This window comes from Bradyrhizobium sp. 930_D9_N1_4 (genome assembly GCF_052076015.1).
Lineage (GTDB): Bacteria > Pseudomonadota > Alphaproteobacteria > Rhizobiales > Xanthobacteraceae > Bradyrhizobium.
Genome location: NZ_CP197236.1, coordinates 1864443 through 1880597 on the forward strand (window position 1 = coordinate 1864443; position 16155 = coordinate 1880597).

Here is a 16155-nt window from a genome sequence, read left to right on the forward strand (position 1 = left end):
GAAAGCCGCCGTCGCGCACAGGACCAGCGTGGACACCGCGCCGGCCACGCCGCGCGCGAGATGGGCTCGCGTCAGGTGCCTGGTCATGATTTTGCTCCATGCTCTGCATGGAAAATGGCGGCGCGCGGGGTTGGTTCCTCACGCTGCGCGTGAATCGGCAGGTTTCGTAGGGTGGATTAGCCGAAGGCGTAATCCACCTCTTCTCGATCGGCGACAGAAGCGGTGGATTACGCTTCGCTAATCCACCCTACGCGCCGGCGAATCGGCAGGCACCGCTTACTTCCGCAGCAACTCGCTCAATGCCGCCGTCGCCTCGGCGCAGCGGATGTCGTCGATCTCGCGCGACAGGCTGAGCGCGCTCGATCTGAGCTCCTCGACCTTCCGGCTCTCCGGCTGCTGATTTTCGAGCTGGCTGAGACGGTTGTTCAGATCGTCCAGCCGCGATTGAAGGTGCCCGATATTGGCGGCCCCGTTCACTTTCCAAACGCGTTGTGCACGCATCGTAGTTCCCCTGCTAGTCTCACGGCGTTGTGAGAGCGGTTCGTGGCCGGAATGGGAGTTTGTTTTGTCCGGCTTCAGACGGCGGGGAACCGTTGCAGTTTGGCAACGAAAGTTCCCGATGTTTTGCGCGGTCGCGCAGGGACGCCGCGCAGGCACGGAATTTGATTGTGCGCCGTCGGCGAGTGAATGAAGGACAGATTCGTGACGAGATGTGTGACGGTCGCGGCCGGCCAGCTTGGCCCGATTGCGAGAAGCGAGACCAGAACCGACGTTGTGGTGCGGCTGCTGGCGCTGATGCGCCAGGCGCACGCCAACGGCTGCGACCTGATCGTCTATCCCGAGCTTGCGCTGACCACGTTCTTTCCGCGCTGGTATTTTGAGAATCAGGCCGAGATCGATGGTTTTTTCGAGCGTGAGATGCCAGGGCCGGAGACGCGGGCCCTGTTCGATCTCGGGCGTGAGCTCGGCATCGGATTTTATCTGGGGTATGCCGAGCTGACCGTCGAGGACAGCATCGTCAGGCGCTACAACACCTCCATCCTCGTCGACAAGAGCGGTGCGATCGTTGGCAAGTATCGCAAGGTGCATCTGCCCGGCCATGCCGAGCATGAGCCGTGGCGCAAATTCCAGCATCTGGAGAAACGCTATTTCGAGCCGGGCTCCGCCTTTGGCGTGACCGAGGCCTTCGGCGGCATCATGGGCATGGCGATCTGCAACGACCGCCGCTGGAGCGAGACTTACCGCGTGATGGGTCTTCAGGGCGTCGAGATGGTGATGATCGGCTACAACACGCCGGTGCACAATCCGCCCGCGCCGGAGCATGACGATCTCTCGCTGTTCCACAATCATCTGGTGATGCAGTCCGGCGCCTACCAGAACGGCACCTTCGTGGTCGGCGTTGCCAAGGCCGGCATCGAGGAAGGCGTCGATCACATCGGCGGTAGCTGCATCATCGCGCCCTCGGGCGAGATCATTGCGCGCTGCACGACCAAGGGCGACGAGATCGCGCTGGCGCGCTGCGATCTCGATCTCTGCAATTCCTACAAGCGCACCACCTTCAATTTCGACGTTCACCGCCAGCCACGGGCGTACGGGATGATCGTGGAGCGGAAGGGCGTGAGCACGATGGCGGATGGGACGCCGGTGAAGAGGTGAGCGTAGCCCGGATGCCTAATTGCCCGTCGGGCAAAACACCCCGATAGCACGTCAATCCCTCCTCGCAAAAATATTCCACTTTACCGAAATTCGGAATTGCGGCACAAGTCGGAACAGCCCGGCCCACGAAGAGGGGCGGTTCGCGAGTCGTTCGAAACGCGGGCCGGGTTGCGGTGGACGCGGCAGCGTCGGCACGAGAGGTGCGGGCAGGGCGGGTAGTCCCTGTGAGCCCGAAGCCGCGTGCAGACGGACGGCGCTGAGCGCGTACGGCAAAACCGTGTGGTCCTGGCCGTCGTTGCTACGGTCAAGCCTTTGCGGAGATGTGCGCGAGCCCAACCGGGCAGACGGCATCGTCAATTCGTGGGGCGAGGGAGGCCAGAAGGAAAGTTCGGCTCCCGGGAGAGCACGGCATAAGCCGTCCGACCATCGCGCAGGGAAGGCCGTGTGTTGGGCTCCACCTGTATACTGCTGTGCGGTCTTTTTGCGCTACATCTTCGCGCAGCGGACCGCGGGTGCGAGCCGGCACCCGGCCTTCCCTGCGCCCTCTTGGCAAAGAGGGATCAAGCAAAGCTCGGGCGAAATGCGCCGCGAGAACGAGAAGGCATGTCTGCAACCAAACACTCGCTGTCATCGTCCGCGAAGGCGGGCGATCCAGTATTCCGAGGCCGTTGTGGTTCAGCCGAGAAGCCGCGGCGTACTGGATTCCCCGCCTTCGCGGGGAATGACCGTAGTTGGAGAACGGCCTGTCGCCTCGTACTCCGTCATTGCGAGCGCAGCGAAGCAATCCAGAATCCTTCCACGAAAAGACTCCGGATTGCTTCGCTGCGCTCGCAATGACGATGATGTGGAGGCAGCGGTGCACCGATCTCCCCTCTCGTGACCCGGACGCAGCGTCACTCGGTGCCGCAGAGCGTCCGGGACACGAGAGCAGGCGATGCTGCTAGCCCTTCACCAGCCTTATCCACTCCCGATCACAGCTCCGTGTCTTTATTTGGAAACGATCATTCCCTATTATCCCGCAATGCAAAAAACCGCTCGCATATCGCAACCCGCTGCCCGTCCGCCCGGTCGTCCGCGTGAATTCGACATGGATACCGCGCTCGACCGCGCCGTGAGGGTGTTTTGCGAGCGCGGCTATCATGCGACCTCGATCGGAGACCTGACCACTGCGATGCGGCTGGCGACCGGCAGCGTCTACAAGGCGTTTCGCGACAAGCAGGCGGTATTTCTGGCCGCGTTCGAGCGCTATGCCACGGTGCGCCGGGAGCAGACCCGCAGCGCGGCCGCGCGCGGCATCAATGGCCGCGAGCGGCTGCGGCATATGCTGCTGTCCTATGTCGAGCACTCCCAGGGGATCGAGGGCCGCCGCGGCTGCATCGTGGTCGGCGGCGCGGTCGAGCTCGCCGCGCTCGATCCGGAAGTCCGCGCCCGCGTCAACGCGCAGATCGAGACCAACGAAAGCTTCATCGCCGGCCTCATCCGCGAGGGCCAGGCCGACGGCTCGATTCCCGGGCATGTCGCGGCCGACGACACCGCGCGGCTGATGATCTGCATCACGCAGGGCCTGCGCGTCGTCGGCAAGGTGCGCCTGCCGCTCGATGGGACGCGCCTCGTCGGCGTCGCGATGAAACTGCTCGCCTGAATTCTTGTCCTATTAGGGAACAATCATTCCCGATCTCTGGAGTCTGCTGGAATGACGATGAATGCCACAATCGAGACCGCGCCAAAACCGGATACAGGACCGGATGCGGTGTCGCAGCGACTGACCTTCGTGCTTGCCGCGGCCTGCGGCATGGTCGCCGCCAACATCTACTACGCCCAGCCGCTGATCGCCCCGATCAGCGCCGCGCTCGGCCTGTCGCACGAAGCGGCAGGGCTGATCGTCACCATGACGCAGATCGGCTACGGCGTGGGACTTCTGTTCATCGTGCCGCTTGGCGATCTCGTCGAGAATCGCGCGCTGATCTGCTCCACCATCACCCTCGGCGCCGCCGCGCTGCTGGCTGCTGCGTTCGCGACGCATGCGCTGCCGTTCCTGATTGCCGCGCTGTTCATCGGGCTCGGCTCGGTCGCGGTGCAGATCATCATTCCCTATGCCGCGCACATGGCACCGGAGGCGATCCGCGGCCGTGTCGTCGGCAACGTCTCGACCGGATTGATGCTCGGCATCATGCTGGCGCGGCCGGTGTCGAGCTTCGTGACGGCGGCGCTGTCCTGGCACGCGGTGTTCTTCATCTCCGCCGCGCTGATGATCGTGCTCGCGACCGTGCTGTGGATGACGCTGCCGAAGCGCAAGCCGGTCGCGCGCATGCATTACGGCACGTTGTTGCTGTCGATGCCGCATCTGGCCCGGACCACGCCGCTGCTCCGCCGCCGTGCGCTCTATCAGGCGAGCCTGTTCGGCGCCTTTACGCTGTTCTGGACGGTGGCGCCGCTTCAACTTGCCAGCGTGTTCGGGTTCTCCCAACGCGGTATTGCGCTGTTCGCGCTGGCCGGCGTTGCGGGCGTGTTCGCAGCTCCCATCGCGGGCCGGCTCGCTGACGGCGGCCACAGCCGCGTGGCGACGCTGGTCGCGATGCTGCTCGCCGCGGCCGGCTTCCTCGTCACCTATGTCGGCGCGGCCGGCTCGATGCTGAACCTTGCCTGCCTCGTCGTCGCCGCGATCGCCATCGACATCGGCGTGCAGGGCAATGTCGTGCTCGGTTTTCGCGCCATCTTCGTGCTCGGGCACGAGCACCGCAGCCGCCTCAACGGCCTCTATATGGCGACGTTCTTCGCGGCCGGCGCGGCCGGGTCTGCGGTCGGCGCCTGGGCTTTTGCGCAAGGCGGCTGGACGCTGGCATCGGCCATTGGCCTTGCGCTGCCCGTCGCGGGCCTGCTCTATGCGGCCACCGAATAGCGGTACGATTGTGCCCCCGGCCGTTTACCAAGCCCGGGATATGGGGGCCGCGACCCCGCGATTTCCGTCTCGCGGATTCCCGGCACTTGTAGTACTTTGGTCGCAAGCGGGCCCGGTTAACGGGTGGCAGGGGGAGGCTGATGAGGCGTGCGGGACTGGTTGGCGTACCGCGAGTACGGCCATGGTCGTGGCAGGCATTTCTGCTCGGATTTGTCGTCGTCGCAGCGTCCGCTGCGCTTCAAGGCGTCTGCGTCGCGCTCGGCGCCAAGCTCTATTTCGCAGCGTTCCTGCCCAGCCTGTTCGTGCTTGGCCTCGTCGCGGGTGCGCCGGCGGCGGTGTTCGCCGCGCTGCTCACCATTCCCGTGGTGTGGTGGGCGTTCATTCCGCCGTTCTTCCAGTTTACGCCATTGAGCAGTGCGGGTGCGGATTCCATCAACCTGTTCTGCCTGCTCGCCGTGCTCCTGATCGGCCTTGCCGATCTCTGCCGGGAGACGATGGCGATGATCAGCCGCGGCGGGTTGAAGCCCTCGGGAGAACGCACGGCAACGAATTCGCAATAAATCAGCTTCGTGCGGGAAAGCGTTGCACCCGCGCAACAGTCCGGCAACCATCCGACAGCTTGCTCTGCGCCGCTAACTTTTCGAAAAAGATTTGGCCGCAATTTCTCCCCCGGGAATACGAGGGAGTTTTCGACATGAACGGCCACGCCATTTTTGAGAACGTGCGTCGCTATCGCGGCATCGCATCGCTCTATCGCCAGACCGCTGCCTTCCGCCCGGGCCAACGCTGGTCGCTGCTGGAGCAGGCGAGCGAATGGGAAGCGCGGGCGCTGTCGGAGCTGGAAGCCTATTTCGCGACGCGCATGGATTGCGCCGCCCGGCTTGCAGCCTGATCGTTAACCATCAGGGTATGATCGAAAGATCGGGTGCGGGCACCACGAATTGTCCGCCCCAGGCGCGAACCTCCGGGAGCTGGGCGATGATCTCGTCCCTCAGATTCCAGGGCAGGATGAAAACGTAGTCAGGTCTCGCCGTGATCAACGCAGCGGGGTCGCGGACCGGCAGATGCGTTCCCGGCAGCAGCAGGCCCTGCTTGTGCGGATTGCGATCCACGGTGAACGGAATCATCTCGCGCGTGATGCCGCAATAATTCAATAGCGTGTTGCCCTTCGCCGGTGCGCCATAGGCCAGCACCGACTTGCCCGCGCGCTGCGCCGCGAGAAGAAAGTCGCGGATCATCGTGCGCTTGGCTGCAACCTTCGCCCGAAATTCACGATAGGTCTCAGGCTGATCGAGCCGCGCCACGGCCTCGCTCTGGCGCAGCCGTTCGAGCCTCGGCGAGGGGCCGTGAGGCGCAGCGTCGGCGCAAACGTGCAGGCGCAGCGAGCCGCCATGAGTCGGCAATTCCTCCACATCGAAGACGCGCAAACCGTGCGTGTGGAAAACCCTCTCGATGGTTGCGAACGAGAAGTACGACAGATGCTCGTGATAGATCGTGTCGAACTGCACCTGCGCGATCAGGCGCAGCAGATGCGGAAGCTCCAGCGTGATACTCCCGGTATCCGGCAGGAGGATGCCCAGGCCCGCAACGAAGTCGTTGATGTCAGGCACATGCGGCAGCACGTTGTTGGCGACGATCAGGTCGGGGCTGTGGCCTTCGGCGCGAAGTGCTGCGGCGGTGTCGCGGCCGAAATAGCAGGTCCGGGTCGGGACGCCCCTGGTTCGTGCGGCCGCTGCGGGGCCCCCGGCCGGCTCGACCCCGAGCACACGGATGCCGGCGCGCCGGAAATATTGCAGGAGATAGCCGTCGTTGCTGGCAATCTCGATCACCTCGGACATCGCCCCCAGCTTCGCGCGTGCGATCATCTCGGTGGCGTAGGCCTCGGCGTGCCGCAGCCAGCTCTCGGAGAAGGACGAGTAATAGAGGTACTGGTCGAAGATACTCGCTGCCGGCTCGAACTGCGGAAGCTGCACCAGCCCGCACCCGTGACAGGCATAGGCTTGCAGCGGATAGACCGGCTCGAGGGCGTCCACCTGCGCAGGCGGCACGAAGGAATTCGCCAAAGGCGACTGGCCGAGATCGACGAAAATCTCGTCGAGCCCCTCGGCGCAGAAGCGGCATCGATGCCTGGCCATGGCGACTGCCCCGTTGTGCCGCTCTGCGTCGGCTGTTAGTGATTCCTCCGGAGCCATAGAAGCTCCGACATCGCCGTGCGCGATGCAATGAAAAAGCAGATTGCGTTCGGGGACGGAGCGGCGCGATGGCGCCGCAGCGAGGGGCGCCTGACATGAAGTTCACCCCGTTGAAATTGCCGGGGGCACTGGAAATCGGGATCGAGCCAGAGGCCGACGCGCGTGGATTCTTCGCAAGGCTGCTCGACATCGAGGCATTCGCCGCGCACGGCCTGCCGACGCATTTCACGCAACACAGCCTGTCCCACAACGAACGCGCCGGCACCTTGCGCGGCCTGCACTATCAGGCGGGACGGCCTGAAGCCAAGCTGGTGCGCTGCACTGCCGGCCGTGCCTTCGACGTGATGGTCGACCTGCGCGCGTCCTCGCCGACCTATCGGCAATGGTGTTCGGTCGAACTCAATGCCGACCGCCACAATGCCGTGTTCATCCCCGCCGGATGCGCGCATGGCTTTCAGACGCTCGTGGACAGCACCGAGCTGATGTACCAGATCGATGTGGCTTACGACGCGCAAGCCGCGTCGGGCATTCGCTGGGACGATCCGTCACTGGCGATCGCGTGGCCGCTTGCCGATCCCATCCTGTCCGCGCGCGACTGCGCGCTGCCATATCTCACATGAAGCGCGTGCTGGTCACAGGTGCGTCCGGATTCATCGGCCGTGCGCTCGTGCCTGCGCTGGTCGAGCGCGGCTTCGAGGTGCACGGCGTTGCGCGCACGCCGCAGCCGGTGACAGCCGGCGTGACATGGCACGTGGCTGATTTACTGACCGATGCCGGCCGTTCGCACGTGCTGCCCGCGGCACGCCCGACGCATCTGGTTCATCTCGCCTGGGAAGCGCGGCCGGGCCGCTATCGCGAGGATTCCGCCAATCGGCTCTGGACGGAGGCGAGCATCGACCTGCTTGCACGAGCGCAAGCGGGTGCCGTCGCCCGAATCCTCGGCATCGGAAGCTGCCTCGAATACGGACCGCAAAATGGCCTGTGCGACGAGCGCACCAGCCTGTGCCGTCCGACGACGCTGTACGGGCAAGCCAAGCTCAGCACGGGCGAAGCTTACATCGCAGCGGGCGCCGCGTGGGGTCGCGTGTTCTTCCCCTTCGGCCCGCACGAGCCGGAGCAGCGCCTCATCCCTGCGCTGATCAGGAGCCTTCGCGTAGGGCAGGCCTTCGACTGCTCGCATGGCAGCCAACTCCGCGACTTCGTCTATGTCGATGACCTCGCGCAGATGATCGCCGCCGTGCTCGACTGCGACCTCACCGGCCCGGTCAATCTCGCCAGCGGCGAGCCGCGCAGCCTGCGCTGCCTGATCGAGCATTTCGCCGGCCGGCTCGAGGCGCGGCACTTGGTCAGGTTCGGCACCGTCACCGCAACGGGCGTCGACGCCGAGCCGATCATTGCGGCCGACGTCGGCCGCCTCCGCAGCGTGACCGCGGGCGTGCCGGCTATCGGGTTCGAGGCCGGCGCGGACCGCGATCTCGCGTGGTGGATCGACCGGCTGTCGAGAAGGGGGTGACGCGCGGTCGCCTCACCGCGGACTGACTGCAGGCACACCCGGGACGACTACGGAGTTGTCTCGGCCTGCGCCTGTGCTAGCAACGGCTCAGCGGAAAACTCCTTATGTCGGCCGGGGCAAGCGATGACCACCTTCAACCGCATCTTCACGACCGAGCGCCTGTTTCAGATCATCGTGATCCTGGCGGCGACGATCGCGATGAAGCTGATGGGCTGAGGATTGGCGGGCTACAGGCCGCCAAACTCCGGTACGTCAGGCAGATAGTTCGAGCCCTCCGAGCCGAGGAAGTCGAACATCGCCTGCGCGGGCGGCAGCAGCACCTTGTCGCTGCGGCGGATCACGTACCATTGCCGGACGATCGGCAAGCCGGCGACATCGAGCACGATCAGTCGCCCCTCCGCGAGTTCGTGCGCGACGGTGTGGGCCGAGATGAAGGCGATGCCGAGGCCGGCAATCACTGCCTGCTTGATGGTCTCGTTGCTGCTCATCTCCATGCCGATGATCGGCTCGAGGTCCGACTTCTGGAACATGCCTTCCATCAGCGTGCGCGTGCCCGATCCCGGCTCGCGGGTGAGGAAGGTCTCGTGCACGAGATCGGTCAGGCTGAGGCCTGAATCCTTCTCCAGCCAGTGCCCCTTGCGCGCGACGATGATGTGCGGATTGCGCCCGAGCTGGCGGACGTCGACGCTGACGTCGGCCGGTGGCCGACCCATCACCGCGAAATCGAGGTCATAGCCGTGCATGGCTTCGCGGATCTCCTCGCGATTGCCGATGGTAAGCTTGATCTCGATCTTCGGGTGCCGCTTGGAGAACGCGGCGATCGCATGCGGCACAAAGTATTTCGCGGTCGAGACCGCGCCGAGATGGACGGTGCCGCCGGTCCGTCCAGCGAGCAGGTCAAGCGCCCCCTGGCAGTCCATGATCGCGGCTTCGACGCGTTCGGCGAGCGCCAGAACTTCCCGGCCGGCCTCCGTCAGCAGCATGCCGTCGCCGGTCCGCTGCACCAACGGCAGGCCGGCAAGGTCCTGAAGCTGCCGAAGCTGCTGGGTGACGGCGGGTTGGGTTAGGCCGAGCTGGCTCGACGCCGCGGTGACGCTGCCCCTGGCCGAGAGCGCCGCAAGCGATCGCAACTGCCGGATCGTCAGATGCCGGAGCTGCGTCGCTGCATGGCCGGGGCCATTATAAGAAAATTCTTTGGCGACCATTATGAATAGAAATTTTCCTTATTAAGTCGCCGCTGTCAATCTCCTGATGCCGGGATCGACCGCACCGACCTCCAGAGGGGAGGGAACTGGATGTGGCGCCCGCAAGGGGATGGACGCAGATGACCGGGCAACTCAGGCTGGACGACCACCTTCAACGCCATTCCGAGACGGCCCCGCATGCGCTGGCCGTGGCGGCCGCGGTCGATGCCATCGCGGCCGCGGCGATCGAGATCGCCGACCTCATCGCGACGGGCGATCTCGCGGACGCCTCCGGCCTGACCACCGGCCGCAACAGCGACGGCGATGTCCAGCGTGACCTCGACGTCCAGGCCGATGCGATCCTGCGCCGCTGCCTCAGCAAGCTTCCGATCGCGGCGCTGGCGTCGGAGGAGATGCGCGAGCCGCAGATCGGCGACCGCGAAGCAAAAATCTGCGTCGCAATCGATCCGCTCGACGGCTCCTCCAACATCGACATCAATATGACGGTGGGCACGATCTTCTCGATCCTGCCCGCGCCCGACGATCTCGCGCTCGCCTTCCATCAGCGCGGCTCGGCGCAATTGGCGGCCGGGTTCATCACCTACGGTCCGCAAATCTCGCTGGTGCTGACACTCGGCGACGGTGTCGACATCTTCACGCTGGACCGCAAGGCCGGCTGCTTCCGCCTCGCGCGCAGCGGCGTTCAGATCTCCGAGACGTGCGAGGAGTTCGCGATCAACGCGTCGAACCGCCGCCACTGGGAGCAGCCGGTGCGGGCCTTCGTCGACGAATGCCTCGCCGGTGTCGAAGGGCCCGCCAACCACAATTTCAACATGCGCTGGATAGGATCGCTGGTTGCGGAGGCCTATCGCATCCTCACCCGCGGCGGCGTGTTCCTGTACCCCGCGGACGCGCGTCCCGGCTATGGCGACGGCCGCCTGCGCCTGACCTACGAGGCGCACCCGATGGCCATGATCGTCGAGCAGGCCGGTGGCTCGGCCTCGACCGGCCGCGAGCGTATCCTCGATCTCGCTGCGCAAAATCTGCACCAGCGCGTGCCGCTGATCATGGGCTCGAGCAACGAGGTGCGGCGCGTTGCGGAACTGCACTGCGATCCGCTGCTGGTTGCCAGCGTCTCTGCGCCGCTGTTCGCGCGGCGCGGCTTCTTCCGGCTGTGAGGAGCGTGGTTCATGTCCAGGAAGCATCCGATCATCTCCATCACCGGCTCCTCCGGCGCCGGCACCACTTCGGTCAAGAAGACGTTTGAGCAGATCTTCTTCCGCGAGAAGGTCAATGCCGCCTACATCGAGGGCGACGCCTTCCATCGTTACGATCGTGCCGAGATGCGTGCGCAGATGGCCGCGGAAGCCGAACGCGGCAACAGGCATTTCAGCCATTTCAGCCCTGAAACAAACCTGTTCGAGGAGCTGGAGCGCGCCTTTCGCGATTATGGCGAAACCGGCACGGCGACGACGCGGCATTACGTGCATGACGCCGAGGAATCCGCGCTCCATGGCGCGGCTCCCGGCACGTTCACCGATTGGGAACGGCTGCCGGAGAATTCGGACCTCTTGTTCTACGAAGGCCTGCACGGCGCCGTCGTCACCGACAGGGTGAATGTTGCGCGTTATGCCGACCTCAAGATCGGCGTCGTGCCCGTCATCAATCTCGAATGGATCCAGAAGCTGCATCGCGACCGCAGCGCGCGGGGCTATTCGACCGAGGCCGTCACCGACACCATCCTGCGCCGGATGCCCGACTACATTCACTACATCTGTCCGCAATTCACCGACACGGACATCAACTTTCAGCGCGTGCCGACGGTGGATACCTCCAATCCGTTCATCGCGCGCTGGATCCCGACGCCGGACGAATCGATGGTCGTGATCCGCTTCAAGAATCCGCGCGGCATCGACTTCCCCTATCTGCTCTCGATGCTGCCGCACAGCTTCATGTCCCGCGCGAACTCCATCGTGTGTCCCGGCGCAAAGCTCGATCTCGCGATGCAGCTCATCCTGACGCCGCTGATCATGCAGCTGATCGAACGCAAGCGGGGCCTGAAGTGATCCGCAAGACCAACAATTGGAGGATCTGATGAACATCTCGGTTCATGCCGAAGCCGACCTCTATGCCGTCGCGCACGGCGATCTCGCCAACGCCGTCCGCTTTCTAGCGGTCGACGCCATCGAGACCTCGCAGTCCGGCCATCCCGGCCTGCCCATGGGCATGGCCGATGTCGCGACCGTGTTGTTCTCGCGCTTCCTGAAGTTCGACTCGGCCCATCCCAATTGGCCGGACCGCGATCGCTTCGTGCTGTCGGCGGGCCATGGCTCGATGCTGCTCTATGCACTGCTCCATCTCACTGGCGGCGATGTCAGCCTCGACGACATCAAGGCGTTCCGCCAATGGGGCTCGAAGACGCCGGGCCATCCGGAATATGGCCACACGCCCGGTGTCGAGACCACGACGGGACCGCTGGGGCAGGGGATCGCGACCGCGGTCGGCATGGCGCTTGCCGAGCGCATGGCCAATGCGCGGCATGGCGACGGTCTCGTCGATCACTTCACCTATGTGATCGCCGGTGACGGCTGCCTGATGGAGGGCATCAGCCAGGAGGCGATCTCGCTTGCCGGTCACCTTCAGCTGGCCCGTTTGATCGTGCTGTTCGACGACAACGGCATCTCGATCGACGGTCCAACGTCGCTCTCGACCTCGGATGATCACCTCGCGCGTTTCGCCGCCTCCGGCTGGTCGGTCCGGCGTGTCGACGGGCATGATCCCGAGGCCGTCGCGCTGGCGATTGCGGAAGAGCGCGAAAGCACAAGACCGTCGCTGATCGCCTGCCGCACCATCATCGGCTATGGCGCGCCGGACCGGCAGGGCACCGAGAAGGCGCACGGTGCGCCGCTCGGCACCGAGCAGACGGCAGCGGCGCGCCGGACGCTCGGTTGGGATTACCAGCCTTTCGTCGTGCCTGTCACGATCTCGAAGGCCTGGCGGATGATCGGCCAGCGCGGGCAGGTCGAGCGGCTCGCCTGGCTCGACCGCTATGAAGATGCGACGCCTGAGCAGCGTGACCTGTTTGTCGAAGGCAAGGCTGTTGCCCTGCCGGCCGCCTATGCGCTCGCCGCCGCGAAACTGCGCGAGCACTTTGCCACCGAACGTCCGAAGCTCGCGACGCGGCAAGCCTCGCAACAGGTGCTCGACGGTATCGCCGGGACGATTCCCGGTCTGGTCGGCGGCTCCGCAGACCTGACGCATTCGAACCTGACTCACGCCAAGGCGCAGGCTCCGGTCAAGAGTGGCGCGTTCGCCGGCGATTACATCCACTACGGCATCCGCGAGCACGGCATGGCGGCCGCGATGAACGGCCTTGCGCTGCATGGCGGCTTCATTCCCTATGGCGGCACGTTCCTCGCCTTCTCCGATTACAGCCGGCCGGCGATCCGGCTTGCGGCTCTGATGCGTCTGCGCGTCATCCACGTGATGACCCACGATTCCATCGGGCTCGGCGAGGACGGTCCCACGCATCAACCCGTCGAGCATCTTGCGGCGCTCCGCGTCATCCCGAATCTTCTGGTGTTCCGGCCCGCCGACGCTGTCGAGACGCTGGAAGCCTGGGATTGCGCGCTCGAATCGGAGGATCGTCCTTCCGTGCTCTGTCTGTCACGTCAGGCATTGCCGACCTTCCGCAGCGATGTCCGCGGCCGAAATCGCGTTGCGCGGGGCGCCTATCTGATCGTCGCGCCGGACGGTGGCCGCGACGTGACGTTGATGGCGACCGGCTCGGAAGTCTCGATCGCGCTGGAAGCCGCGCGCCTGCTCGCGACCGAGCACATTCGCGCGGCCGTTGTCTCCGCGCCCTGCTTCGCGCTGTTCGAGGAACAGCCGGACGATTACCGCGCCGCCGTGCTCGGGACCGCGCCGCGTGTCGGCGTCGAGGCGGCCGTCGCCGGTGATTGGCATCGCTGGATCGGCACCGACGGCGAATTTGTCGGCATGCGCGGTTTCGGAGCGTCCGCGCCCGCGCCGGTGCTCTACCGCGAATTCGGCATCACGTCGCAGAGCGTGGTCGAAGCCGCCCGGCGGGCCATCGCTCGTACCCGCAAGCCATAACAGGAGGATTCTTCGTGGCCCGTATCACCCTTCGCCAACTGCTCGATCATGCCGCCAGTCACGGCTACGCGGTGCCGGCGTTCAACATCAACAACATGGAGCAGGGCATCGCAATCATGCAGGCAGCGGCCGAGGTCGACGCGCCCGTCATCATCCAGGCCTCGCGCGGCGCGCGCAGCTATGCCGGCGATCTCATGCTCTCGCACATGATCGACGCGCTGGAGCGGACCTATCCCGACATCCCGCTCTGCATGCACCAGGACCACGGCAATGACGAGGCGACCTGCGCGTCCGCCATCGCCCATGGCTTCACCTCGGTGATGATGGACGGTTCGCTGAAGGCCGACGCCAAGACCGCCGCCGATTATGACTACAACGTCGCGATCACCCGCCGCGTCGTTGACCTCGCGCATTGGACCGGTGCCTCCGTCGAGGGCGAACTCGGCGTGCTCGGCTCGCTCGAGCATGGCGGCGGTGAGCAGGAGGACGGTCATGGCGTCGAGGGCAAGGTCAGCCACGACCAGTTGCTGACCGATCCCGACCAGGCCGTCGATTTCGTTTGTGCCACCAAGGTCGATGCGCTCGCGATCGCGATGGGCACCTCGCACGGCGCCTACAAGTTCAGCCGCAAGCCGGATGGCGACATCCTGGCGATGCGGGTGGTCGAGGAAATCCACCGCCGGCTGCCGAACACGCATCTGGTCATGCACGGCTCGTCCTCGGTGCCGCAGCCGCTGCAGGACATGTTCAATCAATTCGGCGGCGAGATGCCGCAGACCTGGGGCGTGCCGGTCGAGGAGATCGTGCGCGGCATCAAAAGCGGCGTGCGCAAGGTCAATATCGACACCGATTGCCGTCTCGCGATGACCGCGGTGTTCCGGAAAGTGGCCGCGCAAACGCGATCCGAGTTCGACCCGCGTAAATTCCTCAAGCCCGCGATGGACGCGATGCGCGAGCTGTGCCGCGACCGCTTCGAGCAGTTCGGGACCGCCGGACACGCCAGCAAGATCAAGGTCGTTCCCTTGAGCGAGATGGCGCGGCGCTACCGCGCCGGCGAGCTCGATCCGCGCATCGGAGTTCGCGAGCCGGTCGCCGCCTAATCATTCAGAGAGAGAAGAGCAGGAGAGAGCCATGAATGCACATGCAGGAACCGTCCGCGGCAAAGAGCGCTATCGATCAGGCGTGATGGAATACGCGCGCATGGGCTATTGGGAGCCCGACTATACGCCGAAGGACACCGACGTCATCGCGCTGTTCCGCGTCACGCCGCAGGAGGGCGTGGACCCGATCGAGGCGTCGGCCGCCGTCGCCGGGGAATCTTCGACCGCGACCTGGACCGTGGTGTGGACCGACCGTCTGACCGCCGCCGAAAAGTATCGCGCGAAATGCTATCGCGTCGATCCGGTGCCGGGCACGCCGGGTTCGTATTTCGCCTACATCGCCTACGATCTCGACCTGTTCGAGCCAGGCTCGATCGCGAACCTTTCGGCTTCGATCATCGGCAACGTGTTCGGCTTCAAGCCGCTCAAGGCGCTGCGGCTGGAGGACATGCGCTTCCCGGTCGCCTATGTGAAGACGTTCCAGGGACCGGCGACCGGCATCGTGGTCGAGCGCGAGCGGCTCGACAAGTTCGGCCGGCCGCTGCTGGGCGCGACCGTCAAGCCGAAGCTCGGACTTTCGGGCCGCAATTACGGCCGCGTCGTCTACGAGGCGCTGAAGGGCGGGCTCGACTTCACCAAGGACGACGAGAACATCAACTCGCAGCCCTTCATGCACTGGCGCGACCGTTTTCTCTATTGCATGGAAGCGGTGAACCGCGCGCAGGCAGCTTCCGGTGAGGTCAAGGGCACGTACCTGAACATCACCGCGGGGACGATGGAGGACATGTACGAGCGTGCGGAGTTCGCGAAGGAGCTCGGGTCATGCATCGTCATGATCGACCTCGTGATCGGCTATACCGCGATCCAGTCCATGGCCAAGTGGGCGCGGCGCAACGACATGATCCTGCATCTGCACCGCGCCGGTCACTCCACTTATACGCGGCAGAAGAGCCACGGCGTGTCGTTCCGCGTCATCGCCAAGTGGATGCGGCTTGCCGGCGTCGACCACATCCATGCCGGCACGGTCGTCGGCAAGCTCGAAGGCGACCCCAACACCACGCGCGGCTATTATGACGTCTGCCGCGAGGACTTCAATCCGACCAGACTCGAGCATGGCCTGTTCTTCGACCAGAACTGGGCCAGCCTGAACAAGATGATGCCGGTGGCGTCCGGCGGCATCCATGCCGGCCAGATGCATCAACTGCTCGATCTGCTCGGCGAGGACGTCGTGCTGCAATTCGGCGGCGGCACCATCGGCCATCCCATGGGGATTGCCGCGGGCGCAATCGCCAACCGCGTGGCGCTGGAAGCGATGATCCTCGCCCGCAACGAGGGCCGCGATTACGTCCATGAGGGTCCGGAGATCCTGGCCAGGGCAGCGGAGACCTGCACGCCGCTGAAGGCTGCGCTCGAGGTCTGGAAGGACGTCACCTTCAACTATCAATCCACCGACACGCCGGACTTCGTGCCGACCGCGCTGGAAACCGTTTGAGGA

At 65.0% G+C, this 16155-nt stretch carries 15 protein-coding genes; 12 read left to right on the forward strand and 3 right to left on the reverse strand.

What is annotated here, in order from left to right:
- Positions 1 to 276 precede the first annotated feature (276 nt).
- Entirely contained in the window at positions 277 to 501 is a 225-nt protein-coding gene (locus tag AB7532_RS08645) for a hypothetical protein (RefSeq protein WP_441234379.1), read from the reverse strand.
- A 201-nt stretch (positions 502 to 702) separates the two neighbouring features.
- Here AB7532_RS08645 and AB7532_RS08650 point away from each other — a divergent pair, with 201 nt between their 5' ends.
- The 5 genes from AB7532_RS08650 to AB7532_RS08670 all read left to right on the forward strand — a co-directional run bounded on the left by AB7532_RS08650 (position 703) and on the right by AB7532_RS08670 (position 5447).
- On the forward strand, positions 703 to 1656 hold the full coding sequence (locus tag AB7532_RS08650; RefSeq protein WP_441234380.1) for an N-carbamoyl-D-amino-acid hydrolase: 954 nt from the start codon (positions 703 to 705) through the stop codon (positions 1654 to 1656).
- Positions 1657 to 2677: 1021 nt separating this feature from the next.
- Entirely contained in the window at positions 2678 to 3298 is a 621-nt protein-coding gene (locus tag AB7532_RS08655) for a TetR/AcrR family transcriptional regulator (RefSeq protein WP_441234381.1), read from the forward strand.
- A 51-nt stretch (positions 3299 to 3349) separates the two neighbouring features.
- The gene (locus AB7532_RS08660; RefSeq protein WP_441234382.1) at positions 3350 to 4555 is read left to right on the forward strand and encodes an MFS transporter; all 1206 of its coding nucleotides are present in this window, start codon (positions 3350 to 3352) and stop codon (positions 4553 to 4555) included.
- Between the two features lie 140 nt (positions 4556 to 4695).
- Complete coding sequence (locus AB7532_RS08665) at positions 4696 to 5115, forward strand: DUF4118 domain-containing protein (protein ID WP_441234383.1); 420 nt, start codon at positions 4696 to 4698, stop codon at positions 5113 to 5115.
- 134 nt (positions 5116 to 5249) lie between these two features.
- On the forward strand, positions 5250 to 5447 hold the full coding sequence (locus AB7532_RS08670; protein WP_441234384.1) for a hypothetical protein: 198 nt from the start codon (positions 5250 to 5252) through the stop codon (positions 5445 to 5447).
- Positions 5448 to 5457: 10 nt separating this feature from the next.
- Here AB7532_RS08670 and AB7532_RS08675 read toward each other — a convergent pair whose 3' ends face one another.
- Positions 5458 to 6690, reverse strand: a complete 1233-nt coding sequence (locus AB7532_RS08675; RefSeq protein WP_441234385.1) for a methyltransferase domain-containing protein — start codon at positions 6688 to 6690, stop codon at positions 5458 to 5460.
- 152 nt (positions 6691 to 6842) lie between these two features.
- On the opposite strand from AB7532_RS08675, the gene rfbC reads away from it, so the two are divergent.
- Both rfbC and AB7532_RS08685 read left to right on the forward strand, forming a co-directional pair.
- Positions 6843 to 7367, forward strand: a complete 525-nt coding sequence (gene rfbC / locus AB7532_RS08680) for a dTDP-4-dehydrorhamnose 3,5-epimerase (protein WP_441234386.1) — start codon at positions 6843 to 6845, stop codon at positions 7365 to 7367.
- Positions 7364 to 8260 carry an NAD-dependent epimerase/dehydratase family protein gene (locus tag AB7532_RS08685; RefSeq protein WP_441234387.1) on the forward strand — a complete coding sequence of 299 codons (897 nt, stop codon included), beginning with the start codon at positions 7364 to 7366 and terminating at the stop codon, positions 8258 to 8260. The genes rfbC and AB7532_RS08685 overlap by 4 nt, the downstream gene beginning before the upstream one ends.
- A gap of 227 nt (positions 8261 to 8487) precedes the next feature.
- Here the strand turns inward: AB7532_RS08685 and AB7532_RS08690 are convergent, their stop codons facing one another.
- Positions 8488 to 9465, reverse strand: coding sequence for a LysR family transcriptional regulator (locus AB7532_RS08690; protein WP_441234388.1), 978 nt, complete (start codon positions 9463 to 9465; stop codon positions 8488 to 8490).
- A 119-nt stretch (positions 9466 to 9584) separates the two neighbouring features.
- Between AB7532_RS08690 and AB7532_RS08695 the strand changes: the two genes are divergently transcribed.
- The 5 genes from AB7532_RS08695 to AB7532_RS08715 are packed head-to-tail and all read left to right on the forward strand — an operon-like array spanning position 9585 to position 16152.
- Positions 9585 to 10622 (forward strand): class 1 fructose-bisphosphatase, encoded by a 1038-nt coding sequence (locus AB7532_RS08695; protein ID WP_441234389.1) that lies wholly within the window; start codon positions 9585 to 9587, stop codon positions 10620 to 10622.
- Positions 10623 to 10634: 12 nt separating this feature from the next.
- Positions 10635 to 11510, forward strand: coding sequence for a phosphoribulokinase (locus AB7532_RS08700; protein WP_441234390.1), 876 nt, complete (start codon positions 10635 to 10637; stop codon positions 11508 to 11510).
- Positions 11511 to 11538: 28 nt separating this feature from the next.
- Positions 11539 to 13560, forward strand: coding sequence for a transketolase (gene tkt, locus AB7532_RS08705; RefSeq protein ID WP_441234391.1), 2022 nt, complete (start codon positions 11539 to 11541; stop codon positions 13558 to 13560).
- A gap of 14 nt (positions 13561 to 13574) precedes the next feature.
- The gene (gene fba, locus AB7532_RS08710) at positions 13575 to 14660 is read left to right on the forward strand and encodes a class II fructose-bisphosphate aldolase (RefSeq protein WP_441234392.1); all 1086 of its coding nucleotides are present in this window, start codon (positions 13575 to 13577) and stop codon (positions 14658 to 14660) included.
- 31 nt (positions 14661 to 14691) lie between these two features.
- Positions 14692 to 16152, forward strand: a complete 1461-nt coding sequence (locus tag AB7532_RS08715; RefSeq protein ID WP_441234393.1) for a form I ribulose bisphosphate carboxylase large subunit — start codon at positions 14692 to 14694, stop codon at positions 16150 to 16152.
- Positions 16153 to 16155 lie beyond the last annotated feature (3 nt).

Coding starts and splice junctions, on each gene's coding strand:
- AB7532_RS08645 (WP_441234379.1), bottom strand. CDS start 501: ATGCGTGCACAACGCGTTTGGAAAGTGAACGGGGCCGCCAATATCGGG.
- AB7532_RS08655 (WP_441234381.1), top strand. CDS start 2,678: ATGCAAAAAACCGCTCGCATATCGCAACCCGCTGCCCGTCCGCCCGGT.
- AB7532_RS08660 (WP_441234382.1), top strand. CDS start 3,350: ATGACGATGAATGCCACAATCGAGACCGCGCCAAAACCGGATACAGGA.
- AB7532_RS08665 (WP_441234383.1), top strand. CDS start 4,696: ATGAGGCGTGCGGGACTGGTTGGCGTACCGCGAGTACGGCCATGGTCG.
- AB7532_RS08670 (WP_441234384.1), top strand. CDS start 5,250: ATGAACGGCCACGCCATTTTTGAGAACGTGCGTCGCTATCGCGGCATC.
- AB7532_RS08675 (WP_441234385.1), bottom strand. CDS start 6,690: ATGGCCAGGCATCGATGCCGCTTCTGCGCCGAGGGGCTCGACGAGATT.
- rfbC (WP_441234386.1), top strand. CDS start 6,843: ATGAAGTTCACCCCGTTGAAATTGCCGGGGGCACTGGAAATCGGGATC.
- AB7532_RS08685 (WP_441234387.1), top strand. CDS start 7,364: ATGAAGCGCGTGCTGGTCACAGGTGCGTCCGGATTCATCGGCCGTGCG.
- AB7532_RS08690 (WP_441234388.1), bottom strand. CDS start 9,465: ATGGTCGCCAAAGAATTTTCTTATAATGGCCCCGGCCATGCAGCGACG.
- AB7532_RS08695 (WP_441234389.1), top strand. CDS start 9,585: ATGACCGGGCAACTCAGGCTGGACGACCACCTTCAACGCCATTCCGAG.
- AB7532_RS08700 (WP_441234390.1), top strand. CDS start 10,635: ATGTCCAGGAAGCATCCGATCATCTCCATCACCGGCTCCTCCGGCGCC.
- tkt (WP_441234391.1), top strand. CDS start 11,539: ATGAACATCTCGGTTCATGCCGAAGCCGACCTCTATGCCGTCGCGCAC.
- AB7532_RS08715 (WP_441234393.1), top strand. CDS start 14,692: ATGAATGCACATGCAGGAACCGTCCGCGGCAAAGAGCGCTATCGATCA.